Genomic DNA, 22,555 nt, shown 5'->3' on the forward strand with positions numbered 1-22,555 from the left:
GCCGTCCCCGCCGTGCAGCCGGGGCCCGCCGTTTCCGGCGCCGCCTCCCCCGCCGGCGACCAGGACCCGCTCGGCCGGGCTGAACGCTCCGACCCTCAGGTCGGAGGCCCCGCCGCCGGAGCCCCCTCCCCCGTGCGCTCCGCCGCCGCCCGCTCCGTGGCCGTACCCGCCGGGCCGGGCGTACTCCCCTCTCCGCGAGCTGCCGGGTATGCCGGCGGCGCCGACGGTGAGTTGGAAGACCTGTCCGGGGGTGACGGCCAGGGTGGCGCGGGTGTGGCCCCCGAGACCGCCGGGGGCCCCTGTATCGACCGGGTTGGGGGTGACGTATCCGGCGGCGCTGCCGCCCTCCGCGCCGTACAGGTCCACGGTCAGGGAGCTGACTCCGGACGGGACGGTGAAGGTGTCGGTGCCGGGCGCGGTCCAGCCGCATCCGGCTCCGGGATCCGTGGTGGGAACACCCGTCGTCCCGCAGACGGGTTCGGCGGCGACGGCCGTCGCGGTGGGCGGGCACAGCGCTGCGGCGACGAGCACAGCGGCGCCGGCCAGGGCCAGGGCAGGGGTCCGCGCAGGGCGGGATGTGTTCATGTGTCAGTTCTTCTGCCGAGTCGGGGGAATGGGGAGCGGAAGGACGACGTACGGGATCAGACGCCGTCGTCGGCGCACAGCGCCCAGGCGTCGGTGTACGTGTTCGGGGAGCTGCCGCCACCGGTGTGGGCGTCGGCGGTCCAGTACGCGGCCGTGGTCGTTCCGTCGCCGACCGGGCTGCCGCCGGAGGTGCTGGGGTAGCTGCCGTTGAGGTGGTCGCCGACGGAGCCCGGGCCCGTGAAGTTCGTGGTGGTGAGGCTCCCGCCGCTGATCGCGGCACCGCCGCTGACCAGCTTGCCGTCGGCCTCGCCGCAGCCGACGGTGGCCGTCTGCCCGGTGGTGGCGGCGGTGGGTCCGCTCACCGAGGTGTGCCGGACCGTGACCGTGACTCCGCTGACGTCGATGGCGTCGCCGCTGCAGATGGCGTAGGCGTAGGTGGTGTTGTCGCTGTTGCCGCCCCCGCCGTTCCAGCCGACCGCGCTCCAGGAGTCGGCGTCGGTCTCCCCGTCGGCCGCGGCCTTCTGGCCGAATCCGTGGCCGGCGTCGTTGAAGGTGGGGAAGCTCGCGATGGGCTTGAGGCTGCCGACGCTCGCGGGGGTGATGCGGGCGCCGCCGCCGAGCAGGCGGGTGTTCGCGGGGCAGGTGGCGGTGACGAGGCCGACGGTTCCACTGCTGGTGGGTCCGGCGAGCTTGTTCATCACCACCTGGGTGTGGGTGACGAGGCTGCTGCTGAAGCACACGGCATAAGGGGTGCTGGAGAAGGAGGCGTTGACCGCTCCTCCGCTGCCGCCGATGCCGAGCCAGTGGGTCACGTCGGTGCCGACGACCCCGGTGGAGCCGAGGTACTCGGTGCTTCCGTCGGGGCTGGGGACGGTGCCGTTGATCTTGTTGCCGTTGGAGGACATGCCGGTGCCGATGGCCTGGCTGATGCCGCCGCCGGAGATCAGGCCGCTGGAGCAGGCGGCGTCGGTGGTGATCTCGGCGAACGTGGCCGCGGGGCCGGATGTGGCCCCCGGGGTGCGGACGGTGACGCCGACGGAATTGGCGTACGCGGTGAACGGGACGGTCACGGCAAGTGCCGCTCCCACCACGAGGGCGAGAGCCCGGCCCATGGGGCGAGGACGGCGGTGAAAGACACGGTGCATGGGATCCATCTCCTCGGATCTCCGCAGGGGTGCAGCCCAGTGCGGTGGGCGGCAGCTGCGTACCGTAGCAGTGGAATCCGTTCGCATCTATGAGGTGTTTGCGGACTGAGACCTAACAAATGCGAGGTCGGGCATCGTGGGGTGCTTGCTACTGTTCGGCCACCCCAGAGCCGACGCCGGACTCGGCCCGGCCGCCGATCAGGTCGGACACGAGCCGGTCCGGAGCGAGGTCGACGCCCATGGAGCGGAGGTTGCCGTCGAGGACCGACCAGATCGAGCAGGTCAGGAGGTCCGCCAGCTGGTCGCCGGTCAGTGCGTGCCGCTTGTCGGCGAGCCAGTGGTTGACCGCGGCGTCGACGAAGCCGACGATGCCGAAGGCGATCGACGGCGCCGGAGCGGGGTCCTGGCCGAGGGACTTCAGCACCACCTCGAACAACTCGCCCACCTGTACGGCGATCGCCGCCTTGGTGCCCGCGACCACCCCGGCGCCGTCACCGGGCGCGGGTGCGCCCGCGCCTAGGAAGGCGTGCAGTCGGGGGTGTCTGCGGATCCAGTCCAGGTACGCGTCGACGGCGTGCCGGACGGCCGCGACGACGGTGCCGTCGGGCTGCAGCGTCGGCGCGAGGTCGGCCATGAGGGAGTCGACGATGCGCCGGCGGATCAGCTCGTCGAGGTCGGCGCGATCCTTGAAGTGCCGGTACACCACTGATCGCGGCAGCCCGAGACGATCGGCGATCTGCTTGACGCCGAACTCGGGCCCCTCCTCCTCGATGACGGCCACGGCGGCGTCGAGGAGATCGAGCCGGCGTTGGGCCTTGTGCGCGTTCCATCGCGTCGAGCGCCCGTCCGTCTCGGCCCGCGTGTTCGAGGTCTCCGGCATTTCAGCAGGATAGGTGCGCACGATTTCAGGTGGTCGGCTTGCCCTCTGTCAGGCCGCCGGGGCGGAGTCCTGCCGTTCCTCGCGCCGGGCCGCGGGATCCGTGCGGCCGAAGCGGAGCGCCGGGTCGTCGATCGGGGAGCGTCGCAGGGCGCGGCGGTCGCGGTAGTAGTCGTTCCAGATCCGCCACGGGGCGCGGGTGCCCTGCCGGGGCATGACCGCGTCGGCGCGTGCGATGTATCCGGAGGTCAGCGAGTCGCCCATCGCGGACTCGGCGGCGCGGTCGGCGTCGGTGGCGATCGGCGTGACGTGGGTGAAGCCCCGCTCGTCCATGTGCGTGAGCAGCCTGCTGATGTACTCCGACGCCATGTCGGCCTTGAGGGTCCACGAGGCGTTGGTGTAGCCGAGGATGACGCCGAAGTTGGGGATGCCGTCGAGCATCACGCCCTTGTAGATGACGCGGTCGCGGGTGGTCACCGGGCGGCCGTCGACCACGAGCTCCGCGCCGCCGGCGATCTGCACCCGCAGGCCGGTGGCGGTCACGACGATGTCCGCCGGGATCTCCCCGCCGGACCGCAGGGCGATGCCGGACTCCGTGAACGTGTCGATGCGGTCGGTGACGACGGACGCCGCGCCTCTCTTCAGCGCCTTGAACAGATCGCCGCCGGGCACCGCGCACAGCCGCTGGTCCCAGGGCCGGTACGCGGGGGTGAAGTGGCGCATGTCGACGTGCTTCCCGACCTGCGCCCGCACCCCGGCGAGCAGCAGCCTGCGCATGACACCGGGGGCGGCCCGGCACAGGACGTACATCGCCCGTTGCAGCGCGATGTTGCGGGACCGCCCGAGCCGGTGGACCAGCCCCGCCGGGACGCCGGCCTTGCGCAGCAGGACGGCCAGCGGATCGTGCGCCGGCAGGGACAAGACGTACGAGGGCGAGCGCTGGAGCATGGTGACGTGGGCGGCGTCGTCGGCCATCGCAGGAACCAGGGTGACGGCGGTGGCGCCGCTGCCGATGACGACCACGCGCTTGCCGCGGTGGTCGAGGTCGTCGGGCCAGTGCTGCGGGTGGACGACGGTCCCGCCGAAGCGCTCCTCGCCCGGAAAGTGCGGACGGTGGCCGTTGTCGTAGTCGTAGTAGCCGGTGGCGTTGACCAGGAAGTCGCAGGTGTGGACCTCGGTCTCGCCGGTGTCCTCGTCCCGGGCCTCGACGGTCCACCGGCCGTCCTCGCTCGACCAGCTCGCCCGGACGACTCTGCGCCCGAAACGGATGTGCTCGGGGACCCCGTACGCGTCGGCGGTCTCCTGCACGTACTGCCGGATGTCCGTGCCGTCGGCGAGGATCTTGGTGCCGTGCCAGGCGCGGAAACGGAAGCCGAAGGTGTACATGTCCGAGTCCGAGCGGATGCCGGGGTACCGGAACAGGTCCCAGGTCCCGCCGATCCGGTTCCGCCGCTCCAGGACCGCGTAGGTCTTGCCGGCGTTCGCCCGGGTCAGATGGCAGGCGGCGCTGATGCCGGACAGTCCCGCGCCGATGATCAGCACATCGACATGACGTCGCTCCACGTACGTCTCCCTACTGTCTGGGCCGGCCGATGACTGTCGCCGACCGCCGTCCCGTACGGCAATGTATATGCGACGCAGCGTTTCGGATACCTGCGGTAACGTGATCCAGGCCACATAAATCGACGGGATCCCGTCATCTGCGGCCCGAGGTGTGGTACGTTGTTGATGTTGCAGTTGTGGTACCCATGAACCTATGTGCGCCTGACGGGAATGTTTCGTTGGGCGCGTTATTTGTTTTCCGGCATCTCCGGATGGGGCCTTCTGCCTACCAGAAGGAGAACGTCATGGCACAGGGAACCGTGAAGTGGTTCAACGCCGAAAAGGGTTTCGGCTTCATCGAGCAGGACGGCGGCGGTCCGGACGTCTTCGCCCACTACTCGAACATCGCGACGCAGGGCTTCCGTGAGCTCCAGGAGGGCCAGCGCGTGTCCTTCGACGTGACGCAGGGCCAGAAGGGCCCGCAGGCGGAGAACATCGTTCCCGCCTAATCGCCTCACGCGATTGCGCAAGCCGGGGTCCGCACCTTAAGGGTGCGGACCCCGGTTTTTTGCTGCTCTTCTTCGGCTCAGGGACGGGTCACGGCCGCTCGACCCGGAAGTCGCCGGGATCCGGGTGCGGTTCCGCCAGGATGTCGGCCGAGGAGCCCAGTCTCGCCCGGAGGTGGAGGGTCGCCCCGATCGCCACGTCGATCAGGAGCTCCCGTCGGATTCCCAGACTCATCTGCGAGCCCGTGAGGTTGGGCGTGATCAGGTCGGCCATGCCCTGTACGGGGGCGGTGGCGAGTACCTCGCAAGTGGCGAGGTACCAGTCGCTCAGCCGTGGGTGCGTGTGCCGGGCGAGGAGCCGGAGCCGGAGCGCGGTGAGGTTCTCGACGGGCTGGACCACGTGATCAGACCCCCGAGGGAACGGCGGCGGTTCGGTGACCGGCGAGGTACTCGACGAGCGCCCGGGAGATGGGCAGGTCGGTGTGCGCCTCGTAGTAGCTGTAGGCCGGCATGGGGTTGACCTCGAAGCACACCCACTCCCCGTCGGGTGTGCGGCGCAGGTCGATGCCCGCGAGCGGCAGGCCCAGCGAGGCCGCCAGGTCCACGCAGCGCCGGGACGTGTCCGGAGGAAGGTCGAGCGGGGCCAACCGGGCGGAGTCCCCGTCCGATTCGGCGTAGCGGTAGTCGATCGCCTCGCTTTCGACGGCCGCGGCGTAGGTGCGATCGCCGACCACATGGACACGTACGTCCTGGCCCGGCACATACGCCTGGAACTGCGTCGGCAGTCCGCGGACCAGAGGGAGCCGGCTCTCGTCGGCCTCGGTGAACTCCCTGACGATGGAGCGGATGCCGCTCACCGACTTGTAGACGATCCGGCCGTACTGGGCCCGGAACTCGAGGATCTCGTCCGGGTCGTCGCTGACCAGGGTCTCCGGCACGGCGAAGCCGGACCGGCCGATGAGCTGGGCCTGGTACGGCTTGGAGGAGTTGGACTCCATGGCGCGGGGCCGGCTCACCACGACGGCCGGGGTCGTGTCCAGCCAGCCGACGAACCACTCCTGGAACGCCGCCGCCCGCGCCCTGGCCGCCTGGTCCCCGCCGGCCGGCAGTTCCAGCGGGCGGGCGTACACGGCCGACACCTCGCCGAGCGGGAGGCGCATCCCTTCGACGGTCAGCAGACCGTCGAGCCCGCCCGTTCCGACGACGAGGTCGTACCGGGCCAGGCGGGCCTGGTCGATGACGAGGTGGCGGAGTTCGGCGTCCTGCGCCGCGCGGATCGCGCGCGCGAGGGGCGGGTCGTCCGTACGGCCGAGGAACAGGATCACGCGGGCCTCCGGGCAGGCTGTTCGGCGACGGTCGTCATCAGTGCGGCGGTGGCCTCGACGTGCCGCGGGTCGTCCAGGACCGGACACAGGTGCACGTCCGTCACGACGGGGCGGGTCGCACGGCGCGCAAACCGGAGCTCGAAGTGCCGGGTGCCGAGGGCGCCGGCCAAGCGGTGGCAGCGCTCCGCGTAGTCACCGGGGCCGATCACGCGGTCCCCGGCGACGAGCAGGCGGTCGCCGTCCGCCGTCGGATCCGGCAGCACATCGATCGGTACGGGCGATCCGGGCCCGCCCGGCCACGCGAGCCGGGGCACGTGCCGCTCCCCTGGGGCGGGCCGGCCCACCAGGCCGCTGCGCGTCGCCCCGCCCCGGCGGGCCACCGGCAGGCCGCACCGTTCGGCGTGGACGAGCGCCATGGTGGGGGAAATGGGCCCGAAGGCGGTTCCGTACGCGCTGATCACGCCGATCACCCGAGGCGCGAGCGAGAGCAGCCAACTCGCCACCAGGGCCTGGCGCTCGCTGTGCGCGTACACGGCGTCCTTGGCGCGGGGGCCCTTCTCGGCGCGCGCGGCGAGCGGCATCCCCGGCAGTCGGTGCAGCACCGCACCGATGCTCCGGTCGTCGAGCACCTGCCCGGCCGACAGGGTGATCCGGGTGGACGGCACTCCCCTGCCGTCGACCCGGTGGCTCCACCGGGCCCGGGCGAGTTCGGCGGGCGTGACGGCCAGGACGCCGTCGTGGCCGCCCCGGGCCGCCAGCGCGCGGACCACCGCCGCCGCGCCGCCGTCGCCGGGAGCGGCCAGGACCAGGAGGGTTCCGCTCACTGCTGGGGCAGACTGTCGTACGCCCGCTTCGCCTGCGCGTCGCCGGCCTCGACGGCGTCCCGCAGCGCGGCGGCGTCGGCGCCGTACTGCGGTCCGCCGAGCAGATCCGGTCGCAGCTCGGCGCCGATGAACGGCTCCTCGGGCTCCCCTCCCCCGCCCGCCCCGCCCAGGGCCTGCTCCAGTGCGGCAAGCCGGGTCTGCAGGTCCATGAGCGTCGCGGCCAGGGTGGGGTCTCCCCCGGCGGCTTCGTGCCCGCCGGCCGGACCGCGCGAAACGTGGAGTCCGCCGTCGATCTCGTCCTTGGTGTCCTTGAACGGCTCCTTGATCTCCTTCACACCTTCCTTGAACGGCTCCTTGACCTCCTTCACACCCTCCTTGAACGGCTCCTTGACCTCCTTCACGCCCTCCTTCCGGTCCTTGCGATCCTTGAAGTCCTTGAACTCCACCGACGGTTCCTTCGACTCCTTGATCGGCTCCTTGACGTCCTTGTGGTCCTTCAGCTCCTTGACCGGAGTCTTTCCGCAGGACACCGACACGGAGGCCGTCATGGTGGCCGCCGAGGGCGAGATCCGGGTGACGGAGACACAAGTGCTCGCGCCTGCATGGGAGTTCGAGCTGGGCGTACTGGAGGAGCTGAACGTGGTGTTCCCGCTGCTTCCGGGGAACGGGTCGCCGTCGTCGCCGCGGTTGCGGTTCAGTTCGAGGTCGCGCTTGTCGTCGGCCTGCACCAGGCCCACCCTGTAGTGGTTCTCGTCGCGGTTGTTCGGCTGGTTCTCGTCGATGTGCCAGATCAGCAGGCCCTCGCCCGGCAGGGAGGCGTCGTAGCCGGTCTGCTGGCGGTTCTCGATGAGGAAGTACTCCTTCCCGCCGGCGCCGTTCTTCCAGAGCCGGTGCACGGTGTGGCTGGACTTGACGTCCTGGAAGGACTCGCTTCCGCCGGTCGTGACGACCTTGGCAGTGGCCCAGCCCTGGTTGACCTTGCACCAGGCGGAGGGATGCGTGGGGATGTCACCGCCGCCGCCCCAGGAGCCCGCCCCCATCAGGCACCACGAGCCCACGCCCTCCGAGCTGTCGTCCGTGTCGTAGAGGTCCGGGAAGCCGAAGAGCAGATGGCCGAGTTCGTGCGCGCAGACGCCGATCTTCGCTTCCTCGGAGACGGTGAGATAGCCGTAGACCTTGGTGCCGTCCGAGACGTGCTCGGCGGGCAGGACCGACTTGTGCGACCAGATGTGACCCGGATTTCCCGTACGGTCGGCGGCCGGACCCGCGTGCACCACGATGAAGGCGTCGACGTAGCCGTTTCCGTCGTTGTCGAACGGCGCGAAGTTCACGCTCGGGTCCGCGGCTTCCACCGCGCTCTTCGCCATCTCCGGCGACCGGAACGGGCCGCTGGGCCTGGCGATGCCGAAGTTGTTCGCCGCGTACCAGGACATGGTCTGGGGCATGCGGAACGGGCCTCGGACCTCGCCGACGAGGTCCACCAGGCCGTTGGTGACGTCGCGGTAGTACTCGCGGACGCTTCCGTGCGTCATCGCGCCGAGCGAGAAGAACAGCTTGTCGATGTCGGCCGCGGTCGCCGTCATGGGCTGGTCGGAGAAGTCCACCAGCACGACGGCCACCCTGAGCGTGCCGCGCAGCGGCGCCCGGTCGGCCGCGGCCGCGCTGATGGTCTCCAGGGGGGTGCCTGCCGGGAACGCCTCCGGCGGGAAGATCGTGCCGTCGTCGAAGCCGAGCGGCGTGGGCGTGCGGGCGAAGCCGAGCAGGCTCGCGAGCTCGCTCGGGCCCTCGCGCAGGTGGTCGAGTTCGTCCAGCATCCGCTGGCGCAACTCCGGGCTGGGGGCGACGGCGCAGAACGAGGAGGCGACGGCATTGTCGGACATTTTCGACTCCAGAGCGTGAGGTCGTGTCACGTACGGTAGTCAAAGTAGCCCGCGCGGGTCGCCGGGGCGGGGATTGGCCGACGGGTCGACGGCATACGCCCTGGATGGCGGCCCCCGCTTGCGCGCGGGGCCGCCATCCAGGCCGTGTCAGGCCAGTACGTTCAGCGCGCCCGGCTGCACCCGTACCGTCACCGGCAGGGTCGCGTCGACCTCGCCGTCCGCGCCGTACGGGATCGGGCGGTCCGCCTCGATGCGGATCTCCTTGCCGCGCAGGATCTCGACCTGCGGGCGCTTCACGTGCTCGCCCGTCTTCAGCTCGTTCATCGTGGCGAAGAAGAGGCGCTTGGGAGCGTGCCCGATCACCACGACGTCCAGCAGCCCGTCGTCGAGCCGCGCCCCCGGGGCGACCTCCCTGCCGAACCCGTAGAAGCCGGAGTTCGCCGCGACCACCGTGTAGCCGGCGCGCTCGTGCAGCACCCCGTCGATCGTGATCCGGTACGCGGCCGGCTTCCAGGCGAGGACCGCCCGCAGGCCGCCCGCGTAGTACGAGGCAGCGCCCCGCAGCAGACGGGAGTTGTTGGCGTGGCGGTTGGCGACCGCGTCGACGCCCGCGTACACGCTGCCGAGGACGGATACCCGGTCGTGCACCGCGGACTCGACCTCGATCGTGTCGACGGCCCGCGGCGTGCCGTTCAGCAGCACCTCCGCGAGGCCCGGCGCGTCGGTGGGCAGCCCCAGCGCGCGGGCGAAGTCGTTGCCGCGGCCGGCGGGCACCAGTCCGAACACCGTGTCCGTGCCGCTGAGCGCGCCGCCGACGCAGCCGGCCATCCCGTCACCGCCGACGGCGAGCACGACGTGCCCCTGCTCTCCGGCCCGGTGGGCCAGTTCCTGCGCGTGCTCCAGGCTGCGGCTGTACACGGTGTCGAGCTGGGCGCCCGCCTCCCGCAGCAGCCGGGCCAGCGGGAGCAGGCTCGCCGTTCCGCTGGAACCCCCTGCGGTGGGGTTGACGACGGCGGTGAACTGTCGCATGGATCAGGCCTCCGGACGGCAGAAAGGGATCAGCGGACGGGGATGAGGACGCCGGGGCTGAGCACGCCGGACGGGTCCACCTCGGCCTTGACGGCCTGCAGCATACGGACGCCCAGAGGGCCGATCTCCCGGGTGTACCAGTCGCGGTGGTCGGTGCCCACGCCGTGGTGGTGGCTGATGGTGCCGCCCGCCGCCAGGATCGCGTCGTTGGCGGCCCGCTTCACCGGCTCCCAGTGCGCCACCGCGTCCTCGCCCTGCGCCGAGACGACGGTGAAGTACAGCGAGGCGCCGTTCTCGTACGTGTGCGAGATGTGGCACATGACCAGCGGCGGGGTGCCGGCCTCGGTGAGCGTCCTCGTCAGCGCGTCGCGCACCGCCGCGTACAGCCCGGGGACGGCGGACCAGAAGCCGGCCGTCTCCAGCGTCTCGGCGAACGCGCCGGCGTCGAGCAGCGCGTCGCGCAGGTAGGGCGCGTTGTACCGGCCGTGCTCCCACTTGTCGCCGGGCTCCTCGCCGATGTACTCGCCGCCGGCGGCGAGCAGGATCTCGCGGGCGGCGGCGCGCCGGGTCTCCGTCTCCTCCTCGGTGCCCTCGTAGCCCGCGATCGCCATGCAGCCGGAGCTCTGCGGGGCGTCGGCGGCGCCGATGGCGTCCGGCTGGGCCAGGCCGATGAAGGTCTCCGCCTCGTCCGACAGGCGGAGCACCGTGGGCCGGGGGCCGTCCTGGGCGAGCCGGCGCAGTGCGGCGGCGCCCGCCTCGAAGGAGGCGAAGCGCCAGCCCTCGTAGACCCGCTTCTGGGGCAGGGGGCGGATGCGCACGGTCACGGCCGTGATCACGCCGAGGGCGCCCTCGGAGCCGAGGATCAGCTGGCGCAGGTCGGGGCCGGCGGCGGAGCGGGGGGCCCGCCCGGTCTCCAGCGTTCCCTCGGGGGTGGCGACGGTGAGGGCGAGGACCATCTCGTCGAAGCGGCCGTATCCGGCCGAGGCCTGGCCGCTGGAGCGGGCCGCGGCGAAGCCGCCGACGGTCGCCCACTCGAAGGACTGCGGGAAGTGGCCGAGCGTCCAGCCCTGCTCGTTCAGCAGCGCCTCGCACTGCGGTCCGCGCAGACCGGGCTGCAGGGTCGCGGTGCGGGACACCTCGTCGACGGCGAGGAGCTGGTCGAGGAGGCGCAGGTCGAGCGCGACGAACGGCCGCTTCGTGTCGGGGGCGAGCCCGCCGACGACGGAGGTGCCGCCGCCGAACGGCACGGCGGACAGGCCGTGGGCGGCGCAGGCGCGGAGCACGGCGAGGACCTCGTCGTGGCCGGCCGGGAGCAGGACGGCGGCCGGGATGTCCTCGACCTCGCCGGCGCGGATGCGCAGCAGGTCGGGGGTCGACTTGCCGCGGGTGTGCCGGATCCGGCTCTCGGCGTCGAGGCGCACTCCGTCCTCAGCGGCGACCGCGGACCGGAGCGCCTCGCACGCCTCGTCGGTCAGCGCCGACGCGGGGGCCGCGATGTCGTCGAGGGTCGACGGGCCGCTCTCGCGGGGGGTGACGCCGAGCAGGTCCCGCAGCAGTCCGGTCACCGCGTCGGGCAGCGGGGCCGCCTTGGCCGGGTCGCCCCAGCCGCTCCACAACATGTCCACTTCGGAAGTCCTCACGGTTTGGTTCACGGTTCTGTTCACGGTCTGTTCGACGTCCTGTTTCAGGGACGGCGCTGCCGCTCGGCCCGTACTGGCATTACACTGTGACAGATGACGCCCATTCGTCACAACCACTCGGACGCAGATCCCGTGCTCGACGCAGCACGCGACTGCGTGCTCGCCGTCGGCGTACGGCGCACGACCCTGACCGACGTCGCCCGGCGCGCGGGCGTGTCCCGGATGACGCTGTACCGGCGCTGGCCCGACGTGCGCAGCCTCGTCGGCGACCTGATGACCCGCGAGTGGATCGCGGTCGCCGCCGGCGCCATGCCGACCGCCGACGACGGCGGGCCGGTCCGGGCACGGATGGTCGACGGGCTGGTCGCCGGCGCGGCCGCGTTCCGGGCCCACCCGCTCTTCGCCAAGATCCTCGACGTCGACCCCGAGTTGCTGCTGCCCTACATCCTCGACCGCCGGGGCGCCAGCCAGGAGGCCCTCCTCGGGCTTCTCGTCCGGGCGCTCGACGAGGGCCACGAGGACGGGTCCGTACGCCCCGGGCACACGGACCTGCAGGCCCGATCCCTGCTGCTCGTCGTCCAGTCGTTCACGCTCTCGCTGCGCACCATGACCGACGAGACCGATCCCGACCTGAGCGAAGCCGCCTTCCTCGACGAGCTGCGCACCCTGCTGGAGAGGACCCTCACCCCATGAACCCCACGAGCAGCCCCGCCCCGTCCGGCTCCTCGCTCAACGCCGAGCGCCGCCACCTCGAACTGGACCGGCTCGCCGAGGGAGCCGTCGTCGATGTACTCGTCGTCGGGCTCGGCGCGACCGGCGCCGGCGCCGCGCTCGACGCGGCCACCCGAGGACTCAGCGTCGCCGCGATCGACGCCCACGACCTCGCGTTCGGCACCTCCCGCTGGAGCTCCAAGCTGATCCACGGCGGACTGCGCTACCTCGCGACCGGACAGCTCGACGTCGCCCACGAGAGCGCCGTCGAGCGCGGCATCCTCATGGAGCGCACCGCCCCCCACCTGGTCCGCGCCCAGCCGTTCGTGCTCCCCCTCACCCCGCTCGTCAGCCGCGGCCAGGCCGCGCTCGCCCGGGCCGGCTTCCTGGCGGGCGACATGCTGCGCGCCGCCGCGCGCACCTCACGCGCCACCCTGCCCGCGCCGCGCACCCTTTCGGCCGTCGAGACCCGCCACCTCGCCCCCGCCCTGCGCCCCACCGGACTGCGCGGCGGGCTGCTCTCCTGGGACGGCCAGCTCACCGACGACGCACGCCTGGTCACCGCGATCGCCCGCACCGCCGCCGCCCACGGCGCCCGGATCCTCACCCGCACCCGCGCCCTCCGGCTCACCGGCGACGGCGCGCTCGTCCGCGACGAGACGACCGGCCAGGAGCTGCGCATCCGCGCGCGCACCGTCGTCAACGCCGCCGGGGTGTGGGCGGGCGGCCTCGTGGACGACGTACGCCTGCGGCCCTCCCGCGGCACGCACCTCGTGCTGCGCTCCGAGGACCTCGGCCGACTCTCCGCGGGCCTGCACATCCCGATCCCGGGCGAGTCCAACCGCTTCGTCCTCGTCCTGCCCCAGGGCGACGGACGCGTGTACGTCGGCCTCACCGACGAGCCCGTCGACGGCGACATCCCCGACGTGCCGGAGGTCCCCGAGACCGACATCGGCTTCCTCCTCGACGTCCTCGGCTCCGCGCTCGACGTCACCGTCCAACGCGCCGACGTGGTCGGGGCCTTCGCCGGACTGCGCCCTCTGCTCGACACCCAGGGCGCGGCCGGCCGCACCGCCGACATCTCGCGCAAGCACGCCGTGGTCACCTCCCCCGACGGCGTCGTCACCGTCGTAGGCGGCAAGCTCACGACGTACCGGCGCATGGCCCAGGACGCCGTCGACGCCGCCGTGGCCGCCCGCGGCCTCACCGCGGGCCCCTGCCGCACCGCGTCCGTCCCGCTCGTCGGCGCCGACCGCCCACAGACCCTCGCCCGGCTCGACGTCCCGGCCCGGCTCGTGCGCCGCTACGGCTCCGAGGCGCCGGCCGTCCACGCCCTCGGCGTCGAGGACCCGTCGCTCGCCCTACCTGTCGTTCCCGGCCATCCCGTCACCGGCGCCGAACTGCTGTGGGCCGTCCGCCACGAGGGCGCACTCGACGTGTCCGACGTCCTCGACCGGCGTACGCGCATCGGCCTCGTCGCGGAGGACCGCGAGACTGCAGAGGAAGCGGCCCGCAACGCCTTCGCCCACACGGCCTGAACCGCTCGCGGCGGGCGGCGCCCCGCCCGCCGCATATGAGGGACAGACCCGTTCCGGTGAATGGCCGAACTAGGTGTAGACCGGATAGGTGCCTGGGGCATGTAGTGGAGCCGACACCGATGTCAGAGCCACCGATGCGCCCCTTGCGAGGCCCCCATGACGGAAGCCGTGGCATTCCCCCAAGACCGCACCTGCCCCTACCACCCGCCCACCGCCTACCCCCGGCTCCACGAGGAAAGCCCGTTGTCGCGGGTGACCCTCTGGGACGGGCGGGCGGCGTGGTTCGTCACCGGACACACCGCCGCCCGGACGCTCCTGTCCGATCAGCGTCTGTCCACCGACAGCACCCGGGACGACTTCCCGCTCCCGACCGAGCGGTCCGCAACCGTGCGCCGGCGCCGCCGCGCGGCGCTGCTCGGCTGGGACGACCCCGAGCACAACGCCCAACGCCGGCTGCTGATCCCGAGTTTCAGCCTCAAACGCGCCGAGCGCCTGCGGCCCCGCATCCAGGAGACCGTGGACCAGCTGCTCGACGCCATGGAGGCCCAGGGGCCGCCGGCCGACCTGGTGAGCGCGTTCGCGCTGCCGGTTCCCTCGATCGTCATCTGCGATCTGCTCGGCGTGCCGTACGCGGACCACGACTTCTTCGAGCAGCAGTCGCGGCGGCTGCTGCGCGGACCGACGGGCGCGGACACGGAGGACGCCCTCACCCAGCTGGAGGGCTATCTCGGCGATCTGATCGACCGTAAGCGCGAGAAGCCCGGGGAGGGCGTGCTCGACGACCTCGTGGCGCGAGGGCTCGAGGACGGCGGCCCCGACCAGGAGGAGCTGGTGCAGCTCGCCACGATCCTGCTGGTCGCGGGGCATGAGACCACGGCGAACATGATCTCGCTCGGCGCCTACACGCTGCTGCAGCACCCCGAGCGCCTGGCCGAGTTGAGGGCGGACACCGGGCTCCTGCCGACCGCCGTCGAGGAGCTGCTCCGGTTCCTGTCGATCGCGGACGGGATGCTGCGGGTGGCGCGCGAGGACATCGACGTCGCCGGAACGGTCATCCGCGCGGGCGAGGGCGTGGTGTTCTCGACCTCGGTCATCAACCGGGACGTCGGCGCCTACAGCGATCCGGACACCCTCGACTGGACCCGCTCGGCACGCCACCACGTGGCGTTCGGCTTCGGCATCCACCAGTGCCTCGGGCAGAACCTCGCCCGCGCGGAGCTGGAGATCGCGTTCGGCACGCTGCTGCACCGGCTGCCGGGGCTGCGGCTCGCGGCGCCTGCCGAGGAGATCCCGTTCAAGGCGGGCGACACGATCCAGGGACTGCTCGAACTCCCCGTCACATGGTGAAAGGAGCGATGCGGATGCGTGTCTCGATCGACAGGGATGTCTGTATCGGCGCCGGGCAGTGCGCCCTGACCTCGCCGGACGTCTTCACCCAGGACGACGACGGCTTCGGAACGGTCGTCGGGGGCCCGCAGGACGGAGGGGGAACGCTGATCCGCGTGGCCGCCCGCGCCTGCCCCGTACAGGCCATCACGATCCACGAGATCGCGGGCGAGTCCGGGGCGAGGCGGGGCGGCGGCGGTACCGCCGGGGTCTAGCAGGTGAGGCTCACGGCCAGAAGGTGAGGCTCGACGCTAGAAGTGAGACTCAACGCTAGAAGGTGAGGTTCCAGGCGTCGATGCGGCCGACGTCCTGGGACGCGATGTCCCGGACCCGCAGCTTCCAGACGCCGTTCGCGACCTCGGCGGAGGCGTCGACGGTGTACGTCTTGAGCACATCGTCGGCGCTGTCGCTGTTCACGAAGTCCTCCAGCGTGTACACGGTGCCGTCCGGAGCGACCAGGGAGATCACCAGGTCGCCGCGGTAGGTGTGCTTGACGTCCACGCCGATCTTGAGCGCCGCCGGGGCGTTGCCGGTGACGCCGGACACGGTGATCGAGCTCTCGACGGTGGCGTTGTCGGCGATGGCGACGTCGGCGAGGTTCTCGAAGTACGGGCCGGTGGGCGGCGGGGTCGTGCCCGCGACGGCCTTCAGGGCGTCGACCGCGCCTTCGCCGAAGAAGCCGTTCTTGGTCGTGGTGCCCGTGCAGCGGCTGTCGGCGGGGCAGGCGCGGTCGTTCGCCTGGGTGGCGAGCGCGGCGCGGATGTCCGCCGGGGTATAGGTCGGGTTCGCGCCGGCGAGCAGCGCGGCGACGCCCGTCACGTGCGGGGAGGCCATGGAGGTGCCGCTCATGCTGCCGTACTTCCCGCCCGGCAGCGTCGAGTAGACGCCGGTGGCACCGTCGCCGCCCGGCGCGGCGACGTCGATGACGCCGTTGCCGAAGTTGGAGTACGAGGCCTTGGCGCCACCGCTGGCCTGCGAGGCGACCGTCACGACGCCCGGGAGCTCGGTCGGGATGTCGATGCAGGCGTTGGTGATGGTGCGGGTGACCGGGGTGGAGTCGTTGGGGCTCTCGGAGTCGGTCGTCTTGTTCGCCAGGTCGTAGTTCGAGTTGCCCGCGGCGGCCACCTGGAGCGAGCCCTTGGACTCGGCGTACGCCTGGGCCCGGCGGACGCCCTCGATGATGGCGGCCTGGTCCACGTTGTCCGGGCAGTTGAACTGCCACGGGTCCGTGTAATAGCTGTTGTTGGTGACCTTGAAGCCGTGGTCGCCGGCCCACATGAAGCCGCAGACGGTGTTCTCGGCGAAGAACAGGCTGCTCGTCGGCTCGGCGATGCGGACGGAGGAGATCTTCACGCCCGGCGCGACGCCGATGACGCCCTTGCCGTTCTTGGCGGCGGCGACCGTGCCGGCGACGTGCGTGCCGTGGGTGCCGACGTCGCGCCACGCGCCGGCGCGGGTGTCCGCCTTGCCGTAGGCGCAGGAGACGGAGTCGGCGGCGTTGAAGTTGGGCGCGATGTCCTGGTGCTGGTCGTCGACGCCGGTGTCGAGGACGCCGACCTTGACCGAGGCGGAGCCGGTGGTGACGGCCCAGGCCTGGTCGGCCTTGATCTGCGTCATGTCCCAGCGGTTGGACTCGGTGAGCGTCGTCGCGGACTGCGTCGGGTTCGTGGGCAGCGCCGGGTTGTACGCGTCGGCGGGGACGTCGGAGGTCCGGGTCGCGCCGACCTGCTGCACGCCGGAGACGCCGCGCATCGCCGTGGCGAAGGACGAGGAGGTCGAGTGGGCCACGATGACGCCGATGGCGTCGTACGCGGCGAAGACCGTGCCGGCGTTGGCGGTGACGGCCGTCCGTACGGCGGTGGTGTCACCGGGCGCCGTGATGACCAGGTACGCGCGGGTGCCGGCGGCCCAGGCGCCTGCGGCGCTCTGCGCACCGGCGCGGGCCGGGGCCTTCGCCGAGGTGGCGGCCTTCGCCGACGTTCCGGGAGTGGCCGTGCCGGGGCCGGCGTTATCGGGCGCGGCCTGGGCGGGGGCGGTGAGCGAGACCGTGGCGCCGACGACGACGGCAGCCGCGACCGAGAGTCTCAGCCGGCTGGATATCTGGGAAAACAATGCGTCCTCCGATGACCCGGAGGCGCTGGTGGCGCCCGGCCGGGCCGTGTGATGTGTGGGGTGGACGCAAGATCCCAGGTGAGCCCGGCCGGAGGCAATGCTTCCGCCCGACAAAGCACGACCCGTTACACAGTGTTGATCAGGAAGGATTCCCAACGGTCCGACGGATCACGGCGGGTAGCCGAGGCGCATGAGGGAGGCCGGCGGCCCCGGGGGAAATCCCCGGGGCCGCCGGCCTCCTGCTGCTCGGACGCCCGTCATCCCGCACGGGGGTGCGGGGTCAGCCATTCCTTGTCCGCCCAGATCACGCCGGACGGGATGCGTTCGCCGTACTCCGCCTCGGACTCCACGCGCAGCCGTACGCTCTCGTGCACCTGGGCGTCCCGGGGGACGTGGCGGCGCCGGTAGGTGAGCAGGGCCCAGACGCGGCCCATGCGGTGCACGGTGCCCAGCGCGTGGCCCGGTTCGAGCGTGAGGTGCTTGGCGTAGGTCCGGTCCTTGATCAGCAGGTCGGCGTCGAGCGCGCCGTCCACCATCCACTTGAGCGTGACGGTGGGCAGCTTCGGGTCCTCCTCGAAGGTGCCGCCCACGTCGGAGTGGACACCGGCGAACCAGACCTCGTCGATCAGCGGGCCCGGCGCTCCCGCCTCCTCCGGAGGCAGGACGAGGTACTCCTCGTACGGGCGGCGCTTCTCGTCGATGGAGACGGCGTGGCGGACGCGGCCCACGTTGGGGAGCCGCCGGGTGTAGAGCCAGCGCACGTTCCAGCGCAGCAGTCCGGCGGCCTTCACCGAGTCCCAGATCCCCATGAAGTGGACGGGGACGCCGATCAGGTCGTTCGCCTTCCTGCTGAACGCGTCGGCGAACTGGTGCAGTTGCTTCCAGTCGTCGTCGGTCCAGTCCCGGTTCTTGGCGTAGACGGCGATGGCGTACGGGACGAGGTTCTCCGATCCCGGGCGGAGCAGGCCGACCGTCTTGAGCAGTCCGGCCAGGGCTCGGGCGGTGTACGCACCGCGGCTGAAGCCGAACAGGAAGATCCGGTCGCCGGGTTCGTAATGGTGCATCAGATACAGGTACGCCTCGGCGAGGTTCGCCTTGAGGCCGGCGCCGAAGGCCAGGCCGAGCAGCTTGGAGAGCTTGCGCGCCGGGACCGTCCACGCGCCGGCGGCGGAGAAGGTGCCGACGCCGGGGTCGTAGTAGGCGATCTGCCGGGACGGATCGCCGAGGTCGAGCATCTCGTAGAGCTTGACGACGTTGGTGTTGCCGCGGGCCTTGAGCTGATTTCCCGTCCCGTCGAGGCACACCACGATGTTCTTGGCCATCACGGTCTCCGAAGGACACATTCCGCGTACATTTCTATAATAGGAGCAAAGCCGCCCACCGGCCTGCCGGTGCGTCACACGGAGCTTCCATGGCCCGTTTCACGGTGCACGCGGACGAGAACGCCGGGACCGCGTCCACGCACGCGCTCGTCATCGGAGTCGGGGCCTACGCGCATCTGGGCGGCGGCGAGACGCCGACGGACCATCCGGGCGCCGCGGGGATGCGGCAGCTGTCCTCACCGCCCCGCTCCGCGCGCGCGTTCGCCCACTGGATGATCGACCAGTACCACGACCAGGGCAGACCGCTGGGGAGCCTGGCGCTGCTGCTGAGCGAGGCGGACCCCGCGCCCTTCCGCCACCCCGGGACAGGCGCGGAGCACGTCGTTGAAGCGGCGACGATCGACAACATCGAGGACGCCATCAGGGAGTGGAAGGACCGGGGCGACCACGACGAGGCCCGGCTGGTCTTCTACTTCTGCGGGCACGGCGTCTCCCTGGGAATCACGACGTCGCTGCTGGCCGCCGACGTCTTCGCCGATCGCGACAGCCCGATGAACGGCGCCCTGCAGTTCGAGGCGCTGAAGAACGGGCTGAACAACTGCCGTGCCGCACAGCAGGTGTTCTTCGTCGACGCCTGCCGGGCCGGGTCCGACACCCTCGTCAGACAGGTGGGCATGGACAACCAGGGGCGGATCCCGCTCAGCGGCAGCACCCTGCGCCCCGAGGGCCTGGTGCGGCGCGAACACGCCGTCTACTTCGCGACCCTGCACGGCCAGGAGGCCTTCGCACGCGCCGGCCAGGTCAGTCTGTTCACCGACGCGCTGCTGCGGAGCTTCGACGGCGCCGCGAGCGAGAACATCGAGGAGCACGTGTGGCGGGTGACCACCCTCAGCCTGTTGCACTCGATCGCCGGCTTCATGCAGGCGCCCTGGTTCGCGGGCACGCTCACGGGGGCCGCGGCGCCGGGCAGCATGGAGTCGTTCGAATTCGGCTTCCACGAACTGCGGGGCGACCCGGTCGTCCCGGTGTTCGTCGGCTGCAGACCCGAAGAGGACAACGCCCGGGCCGAGTTCATCTGCCGGCACCCGGATCAGCCGGAGCAGCGACGTCCGCCGCCCGCGCCCGACGACGAACCCGACCTCCGTGAGTGGGCCCTGTTCCTGCCGTTCGGGCGCTACCGGATGGAGGCCGTCCTCGGCCCGGAAGACACCCGCACGAAGGAGTTCGACGCCCGTCCGCCGATGTTCCACGTCGTATTGGCCAAGCCATGACCACCACGCTCGCCGTCCGGCTCCTCCTCGCCCCCACCGGGGAGTTCAACGACGCCGTGGTCGTGGGCGACATCCGCTCGGCCGACCTCACGGGCAGTTCCCTGCGCAACATCCTCATCCCCTGCGGGCGTTCGCCCGAGCCCACGGCGTACCCGGTCGCCCCCGGTCGCTACGTCGTGTCGGCGACCCTCCCGTCCGGGATGGTGCTGACCGAGGACGTCGAGGCGGTGGAGGGCCTCGCGACGCCGGTGGACTTCGACATGACGGACTCGCCGTACGAGTCGCACGCCTGGCAGTACCTCATCGGGAACATCGAGCCCGACAGCGTCTACCACAGCGCCGCCGAGGCCCCGCTTCCCGAGTCGGTCGCCTCACGCTCCATGGTCGCGCCCGTCCCCGGGGCGGAGGGCGTCTTCGCCGAGGCCCCCGTCGACGTGTCCACGCTCGCCACCTGGATCGGCGACTCCCTGCCCGCCGCCTGGTCCTTCGCCTCGATGCTGGCGCTGGAGGCGGACCCTGCGCGGCCGTCGGTCGCGCCGCTGATCGCCCGGAGCACGCCCCACCCTCTGCCGTTCCCCCATGAGCGCGGGGACGACGTCACGCCGATCTACCGGTTCGGCCCGCACGGCCCCGTCGCAGGGCCCGACGGGCCCGTCGGCGAGCGGCAGTTCCTGGTCGTGGAGGCGGCCGGGTCCGTACGCCTGGTCACGCTCCCGCTGCCCTGGGGGACCTCCCACGTCGAGGTCCTGGTCAACCTGCGGCAGAGCCCGACCGGCAGCGCCGTCGCCGTGGCCGTCCGCGACCCGAGGGTCGGCGCGGGGCTGGCGTACATGGCCCAGGGCGCGCTGGACACCGCGGCGCAGCTCTTCACCGACGTCGAGGCGATGCTGTACTCCAAGTTCGCGAACCCGCTCGCGGCGGCGGCCGGGGCGTACGTCCTGCTCGGCACCGATCACACGGCCGAGGAGACGTACTGGGATCCCTGGCTGGAACGGCTGGCCGAGCGCTTCCCCTGGCTCGCCGACGGGGCGATCCTGCGGGCCGTGCGGCTGCTGCGCCGGACGCCGGCGGACCTGAGCGGGGCCCGGGAGGGGCTGGTCGACGCCTTCGACCGCGGGATCCCGTTCTACACCCTCGGTCTCGCCTGGCTCGCCGACGGACTCGCCGCCTTCCCCGACGACCCCGAATGCGTACGCCGGCTCGAACAGGTCCGCCGGCTGTCCTGGCTGGCCGACATGCGCGAGCCGTTCCTGATCCTCGATCTTCGGCAAGGGAGTGCGTGATGATCCGGCTCACGATGCTGCCCGCGGAGGACGGCGACTGTCTCCTCCTCGAGTACGGCGACGACGAGTTCGTCCGGCGGATCCTCGTCGACGGTGGTCGACGCGGCACCTACCAGCGGATCAAACCGCTGCTCTCCGAGCTGGACGGGCGGATCGACGTGCTCGTCGTGACCCATGTCGACCAGGACCACATCCTCGGCGTCCTCGCCATGCTCGACGACCCCGAGCGGCCGGTGGAATTCGGGGACGTGTGGTTCAACGGCTTCGACCATCTGCACGACCGGGAGATCTTCGGCGCGGTGGACGGGGAGCTGCTCACCACCGCCCTCATGACCCAGGGCCTGCCGTGGAACAAGGCCTTCGAGGGCCGCAGCGTCGAGGTCGGCCACCCGCTGACCTGGTTCGACGACGGATCCACGATGGAGGTGCTGGCTCCGGACCGCCGTCTGCTGGAATCCCTGATCGACGACTGGAAGGCGAAGTGCGAGCAGGCCGGTCTGATCCCGGGCGTGGACCCCAAGGAGCGGGAGCTCGCCCCGGAGATCGAGCACTTCGGCGCCATCGACGTCGACGAGTTGGCCGCCGTGCCGTTCAAGCGCGACAGCTCCCCCACGAACCCGACCAGCATCGGCCTGCTCTTCGAGTTCGAGGGCACCCGGATCATCCTGACCGGCGACGCGGACGACCGGCGCCTGGTGGCCTCGGTCCGGCCGCGCGCCGAGGCGGAGGGCGGGCGACTGCGGATCGACGCCCTGAAGTGCGCCCACCACGGCAGCGACAAGAACCTCTCGAACGACCTCCTCGGCCTCCTCGACTGCGACCGCTATCTGATCTCCACCAACGGCAAGATCCACGGCCACCCCAACGACGTCGCCATCGCCCGGATCCTCAAGAACGGCGGAGCGACGAAGGATCTCATCTTCAACTACCGGGAGAGGGCCGCGAACTGGGACCTCACCGCCCTCAAGAACCAGTTCGGCTACCGCGTGCTGGCGCCCGACCCGGCCGACGAGGACGGCTTCGTCACCGTGGAGTTCTGAGCGCGCACCGGGTCGAGCGTCGAGAGGAGGCACGGCCATGAGCACGGGTGACGAGACGCGCCGTGTGGTCGTGGGCGTCGACGGCTCCCCCGCCTCGTACGAGGCGCTGCGATGGGCCGTGCGACACGCACGACAGATCGGGGCGACCGTGGACGTGGTGGCGACGTACGACGTGCCGGGAGCGGTGGGGCGCTCCGCGCCGCCGGTGGCCGCCGCCTTCGACGAGGAGGAGGCCCGGCTGGCCCTGGCCGAGAAGATCCGGACGGTGGTTCCCCAGACCGGCGAGGTGCCGATGGTCGAGCACGTGGTCCGGGGCAGCAACCCGGCCAAGGTGTTGATCGCGGCGTCGGCCGGAGCGGAACTGCTGGTGGTGGGCAGCCGTGGTCGCGGCGGCTTCGCCAGCCTGCTGCTCGGCTCCGTGAGCCAGCAGTGCGCCGTGCACGCGTCCTGCCCGGTCGTCATCGTCCGCCCGGAGGCGTCCGAGGACGCCCACGGTCAGGGCGGCGAGGGTGCGTCGCCCTGACCGTGGGCCCGTGCGG

General features: G+C 71.7%; 21 protein-coding genes. 9 read left to right on the forward strand and 12 right to left on the reverse strand.

Annotated elements, in window-relative coordinates; all coding sequences use genetic code 11:
• The 4 genes from VIU94_RS35580 to VIU94_RS35595 form a co-directional block, all read right to left on the reverse strand.
• Window positions 1–585 (reverse strand): glycine-rich protein (locus VIU94_RS35580; protein WP_331918136.1); only part of this gene is annotated, 585 nt, incomplete at its 3' end.
• 56 nt (window positions 586–641) lie between these two features.
• Entirely contained in the window at window positions 642–1,730 is a 1,089-nt protein-coding gene (locus tag VIU94_RS35585) for a hypothetical protein (protein ID WP_331918138.1), read from the reverse strand.
• Window positions 1,731–1,878: 148 nt separating this feature from the next.
• The gene (locus VIU94_RS35590; protein ID WP_331918140.1) at window positions 1,879–2,610 is read right to left on the reverse strand and encodes a TetR/AcrR family transcriptional regulator; all 732 of its coding nucleotides are present in this window, start codon (window positions 2,608–2,610) and stop codon (window positions 1,879–1,881) included.
• Window positions 2,611–2,658: 48 nt separating this feature from the next.
• Complete coding sequence (locus VIU94_RS35595; RefSeq protein ID WP_331918142.1) at window positions 2,659–4,170, reverse strand: flavin-containing monooxygenase; 1,512 nt, start codon at window positions 4,168–4,170, stop codon at window positions 2,659–2,661.
• 284 nt (window positions 4,171–4,454) lie between these two features.
• Here VIU94_RS35595 and VIU94_RS35600 point away from each other — a divergent pair, with 284 nt between their 5' ends.
• Complete coding sequence (locus VIU94_RS35600; RefSeq protein ID WP_030069301.1) at window positions 4,455–4,658, forward strand: cold-shock protein; 204 nt, start codon at window positions 4,455–4,457, stop codon at window positions 4,656–4,658.
• Window positions 4,659–4,746: 88 nt separating this feature from the next.
• Here the strand turns inward: VIU94_RS35600 and VIU94_RS35605 are convergent, their stop codons facing one another.
• The 6 genes from VIU94_RS35605 to VIU94_RS35630 all read right to left on the reverse strand — a co-directional run bounded on the left by VIU94_RS35605 (window position 4,747) and on the right by VIU94_RS35630 (window position 11,338).
• Window positions 4,747–5,055 carry a hypothetical protein gene (locus VIU94_RS35605; RefSeq protein ID WP_331918144.1) on the reverse strand — a complete coding sequence of 103 codons (309 nt, stop codon included), beginning with the start codon at window positions 5,053–5,055 and terminating at the stop codon, window positions 4,747–4,749.
• A 4-nt stretch (window positions 5,056–5,059) separates the two neighbouring features.
• On the reverse strand, window positions 5,060–5,980 hold the full coding sequence (locus tag VIU94_RS35610; RefSeq protein WP_331918146.1) for an ATP-grasp domain-containing protein: 921 nt from the start codon (window positions 5,978–5,980) through the stop codon (window positions 5,060–5,062).
• Window positions 5,977–6,804 carry a hypothetical protein gene (locus VIU94_RS35615; RefSeq protein ID WP_331918148.1) on the reverse strand — a complete coding sequence of 276 codons (828 nt, stop codon included), beginning with the start codon at window positions 6,802–6,804 and terminating at the stop codon, window positions 5,977–5,979. Before VIU94_RS35615 ends, VIU94_RS35610 begins: the two co-directional genes overlap by 4 nt.
• The gene (locus VIU94_RS35620) at window positions 6,801–8,684 is read right to left on the reverse strand and encodes a M6 family metalloprotease domain-containing protein (protein WP_331918149.1); all 1,884 of its coding nucleotides are present in this window, start codon (window positions 8,682–8,684) and stop codon (window positions 6,801–6,803) included. The genes VIU94_RS35615 and VIU94_RS35620 overlap by 4 nt, the downstream gene beginning before the upstream one ends.
• Before the next feature lie 147 nt (window positions 8,685–8,831).
• Window positions 8,832–9,713 (reverse strand): diacylglycerol/lipid kinase family protein, encoded by an 882-nt coding sequence (locus VIU94_RS35625; protein WP_331918150.1) that lies wholly within the window; start codon window positions 9,711–9,713, stop codon window positions 8,832–8,834.
• 29 nt (window positions 9,714–9,742) lie between these two features.
• A complete protein-coding gene (locus tag VIU94_RS35630) occupies window positions 9,743–11,338 on the reverse strand; it encodes an FAD-binding oxidoreductase (RefSeq protein ID WP_331918152.1) in 1,596 nt (531 codons plus the stop codon).
• A 108-nt stretch (window positions 11,339–11,446) separates the two neighbouring features.
• Between VIU94_RS35630 and VIU94_RS35635 the strand changes: the two genes are divergently transcribed.
• The 4 genes from VIU94_RS35635 (at window position 11,447) to VIU94_RS35650 (ending at window position 15,203) form a co-directional block, all read left to right on the forward strand.
• Complete coding sequence (locus VIU94_RS35635; RefSeq protein ID WP_331918154.1) at window positions 11,447–12,046, forward strand: TetR/AcrR family transcriptional regulator; 600 nt, start codon at window positions 11,447–11,449, stop codon at window positions 12,044–12,046.
• Window positions 12,043–13,602, forward strand: coding sequence for a glycerol-3-phosphate dehydrogenase/oxidase (locus VIU94_RS35640; RefSeq protein ID WP_331918156.1), 1,560 nt, complete (start codon window positions 12,043–12,045; stop codon window positions 13,600–13,602). The genes VIU94_RS35635 and VIU94_RS35640 overlap by 4 nt, the downstream gene beginning before the upstream one ends.
• 156 nt (window positions 13,603–13,758) lie before the next feature.
• Window positions 13,759–14,949 (forward strand): cytochrome P450, encoded by a 1,191-nt coding sequence (locus VIU94_RS35645; protein WP_331918158.1) that lies wholly within the window; start codon window positions 13,759–13,761, stop codon window positions 14,947–14,949.
• 14 nt (window positions 14,950–14,963) lie between these two features.
• A complete protein-coding gene (locus VIU94_RS35650; protein ID WP_331918160.1) occupies window positions 14,964–15,203 on the forward strand; it encodes a ferredoxin in 240 nt (79 codons plus the stop codon).
• 55 nt (window positions 15,204–15,258) lie between these two features.
• On the opposite strand, the gene VIU94_RS35655 is transcribed toward VIU94_RS35650, so the two are convergent.
• Together VIU94_RS35655 and VIU94_RS35660 are read right to left on the reverse strand one after the other, a co-directional pair.
• Window positions 15,259–17,100 carry a S8 family peptidase gene (locus tag VIU94_RS35655; RefSeq protein WP_331918162.1) on the reverse strand — a complete coding sequence of 614 codons (1,842 nt, stop codon included), beginning with the start codon at window positions 17,098–17,100 and terminating at the stop codon, window positions 15,259–15,261.
• 257 nt (window positions 17,101–17,357) lie between these two features.
• Complete coding sequence (locus tag VIU94_RS35660; RefSeq protein WP_331918164.1) at window positions 17,358–18,422, reverse strand: T6SS phospholipase effector Tle1-like catalytic domain-containing protein; 1,065 nt, start codon at window positions 18,420–18,422, stop codon at window positions 17,358–17,360.
• Window positions 18,423–18,511: 89 nt separating this feature from the next.
• On the opposite strand from VIU94_RS35660, the gene VIU94_RS35665 reads away from it, so the two are divergent.
• From VIU94_RS35665 to VIU94_RS35680, 4 genes are read left to right on the forward strand one after another with little or no spacing between them, the layout of a single operon-like run.
• Complete coding sequence (locus tag VIU94_RS35665) at window positions 18,512–19,693, forward strand: caspase family protein (protein WP_331918166.1); 1,182 nt, start codon at window positions 18,512–18,514, stop codon at window positions 19,691–19,693.
• Window positions 19,690–20,976, forward strand: coding sequence for a hypothetical protein (locus VIU94_RS35670; RefSeq protein WP_331918168.1), 1,287 nt, complete (start codon window positions 19,690–19,692; stop codon window positions 20,974–20,976). Before VIU94_RS35665 ends, VIU94_RS35670 begins: the two co-directional genes overlap by 4 nt.
• Window positions 20,976–22,016: a hypothetical protein gene (locus VIU94_RS35675; RefSeq protein ID WP_331918170.1), complete on the forward strand. Its 1,041-nt coding sequence runs from the start codon at window positions 20,976–20,978 to the stop codon at window positions 22,014–22,016. Before VIU94_RS35670 ends, VIU94_RS35675 begins: the two co-directional genes overlap by 1 nt.
• Window positions 22,017–22,053: 37 nt before the next feature.
• Window positions 22,054–22,539, forward strand: a complete 486-nt coding sequence (locus tag VIU94_RS35680) for a universal stress protein (protein WP_331918172.1) — start codon at window positions 22,054–22,056, stop codon at window positions 22,537–22,539.
• Window positions 22,540–22,555 lie beyond the last annotated feature (16 nt).

The sequence above is a fragment of the Streptomyces sp. genome (assembly GCF_036566765.1).
Classification (GTDB): Bacteria; Actinomycetota; Actinomycetes; order Streptomycetales; family Streptomycetaceae; genus Streptomyces.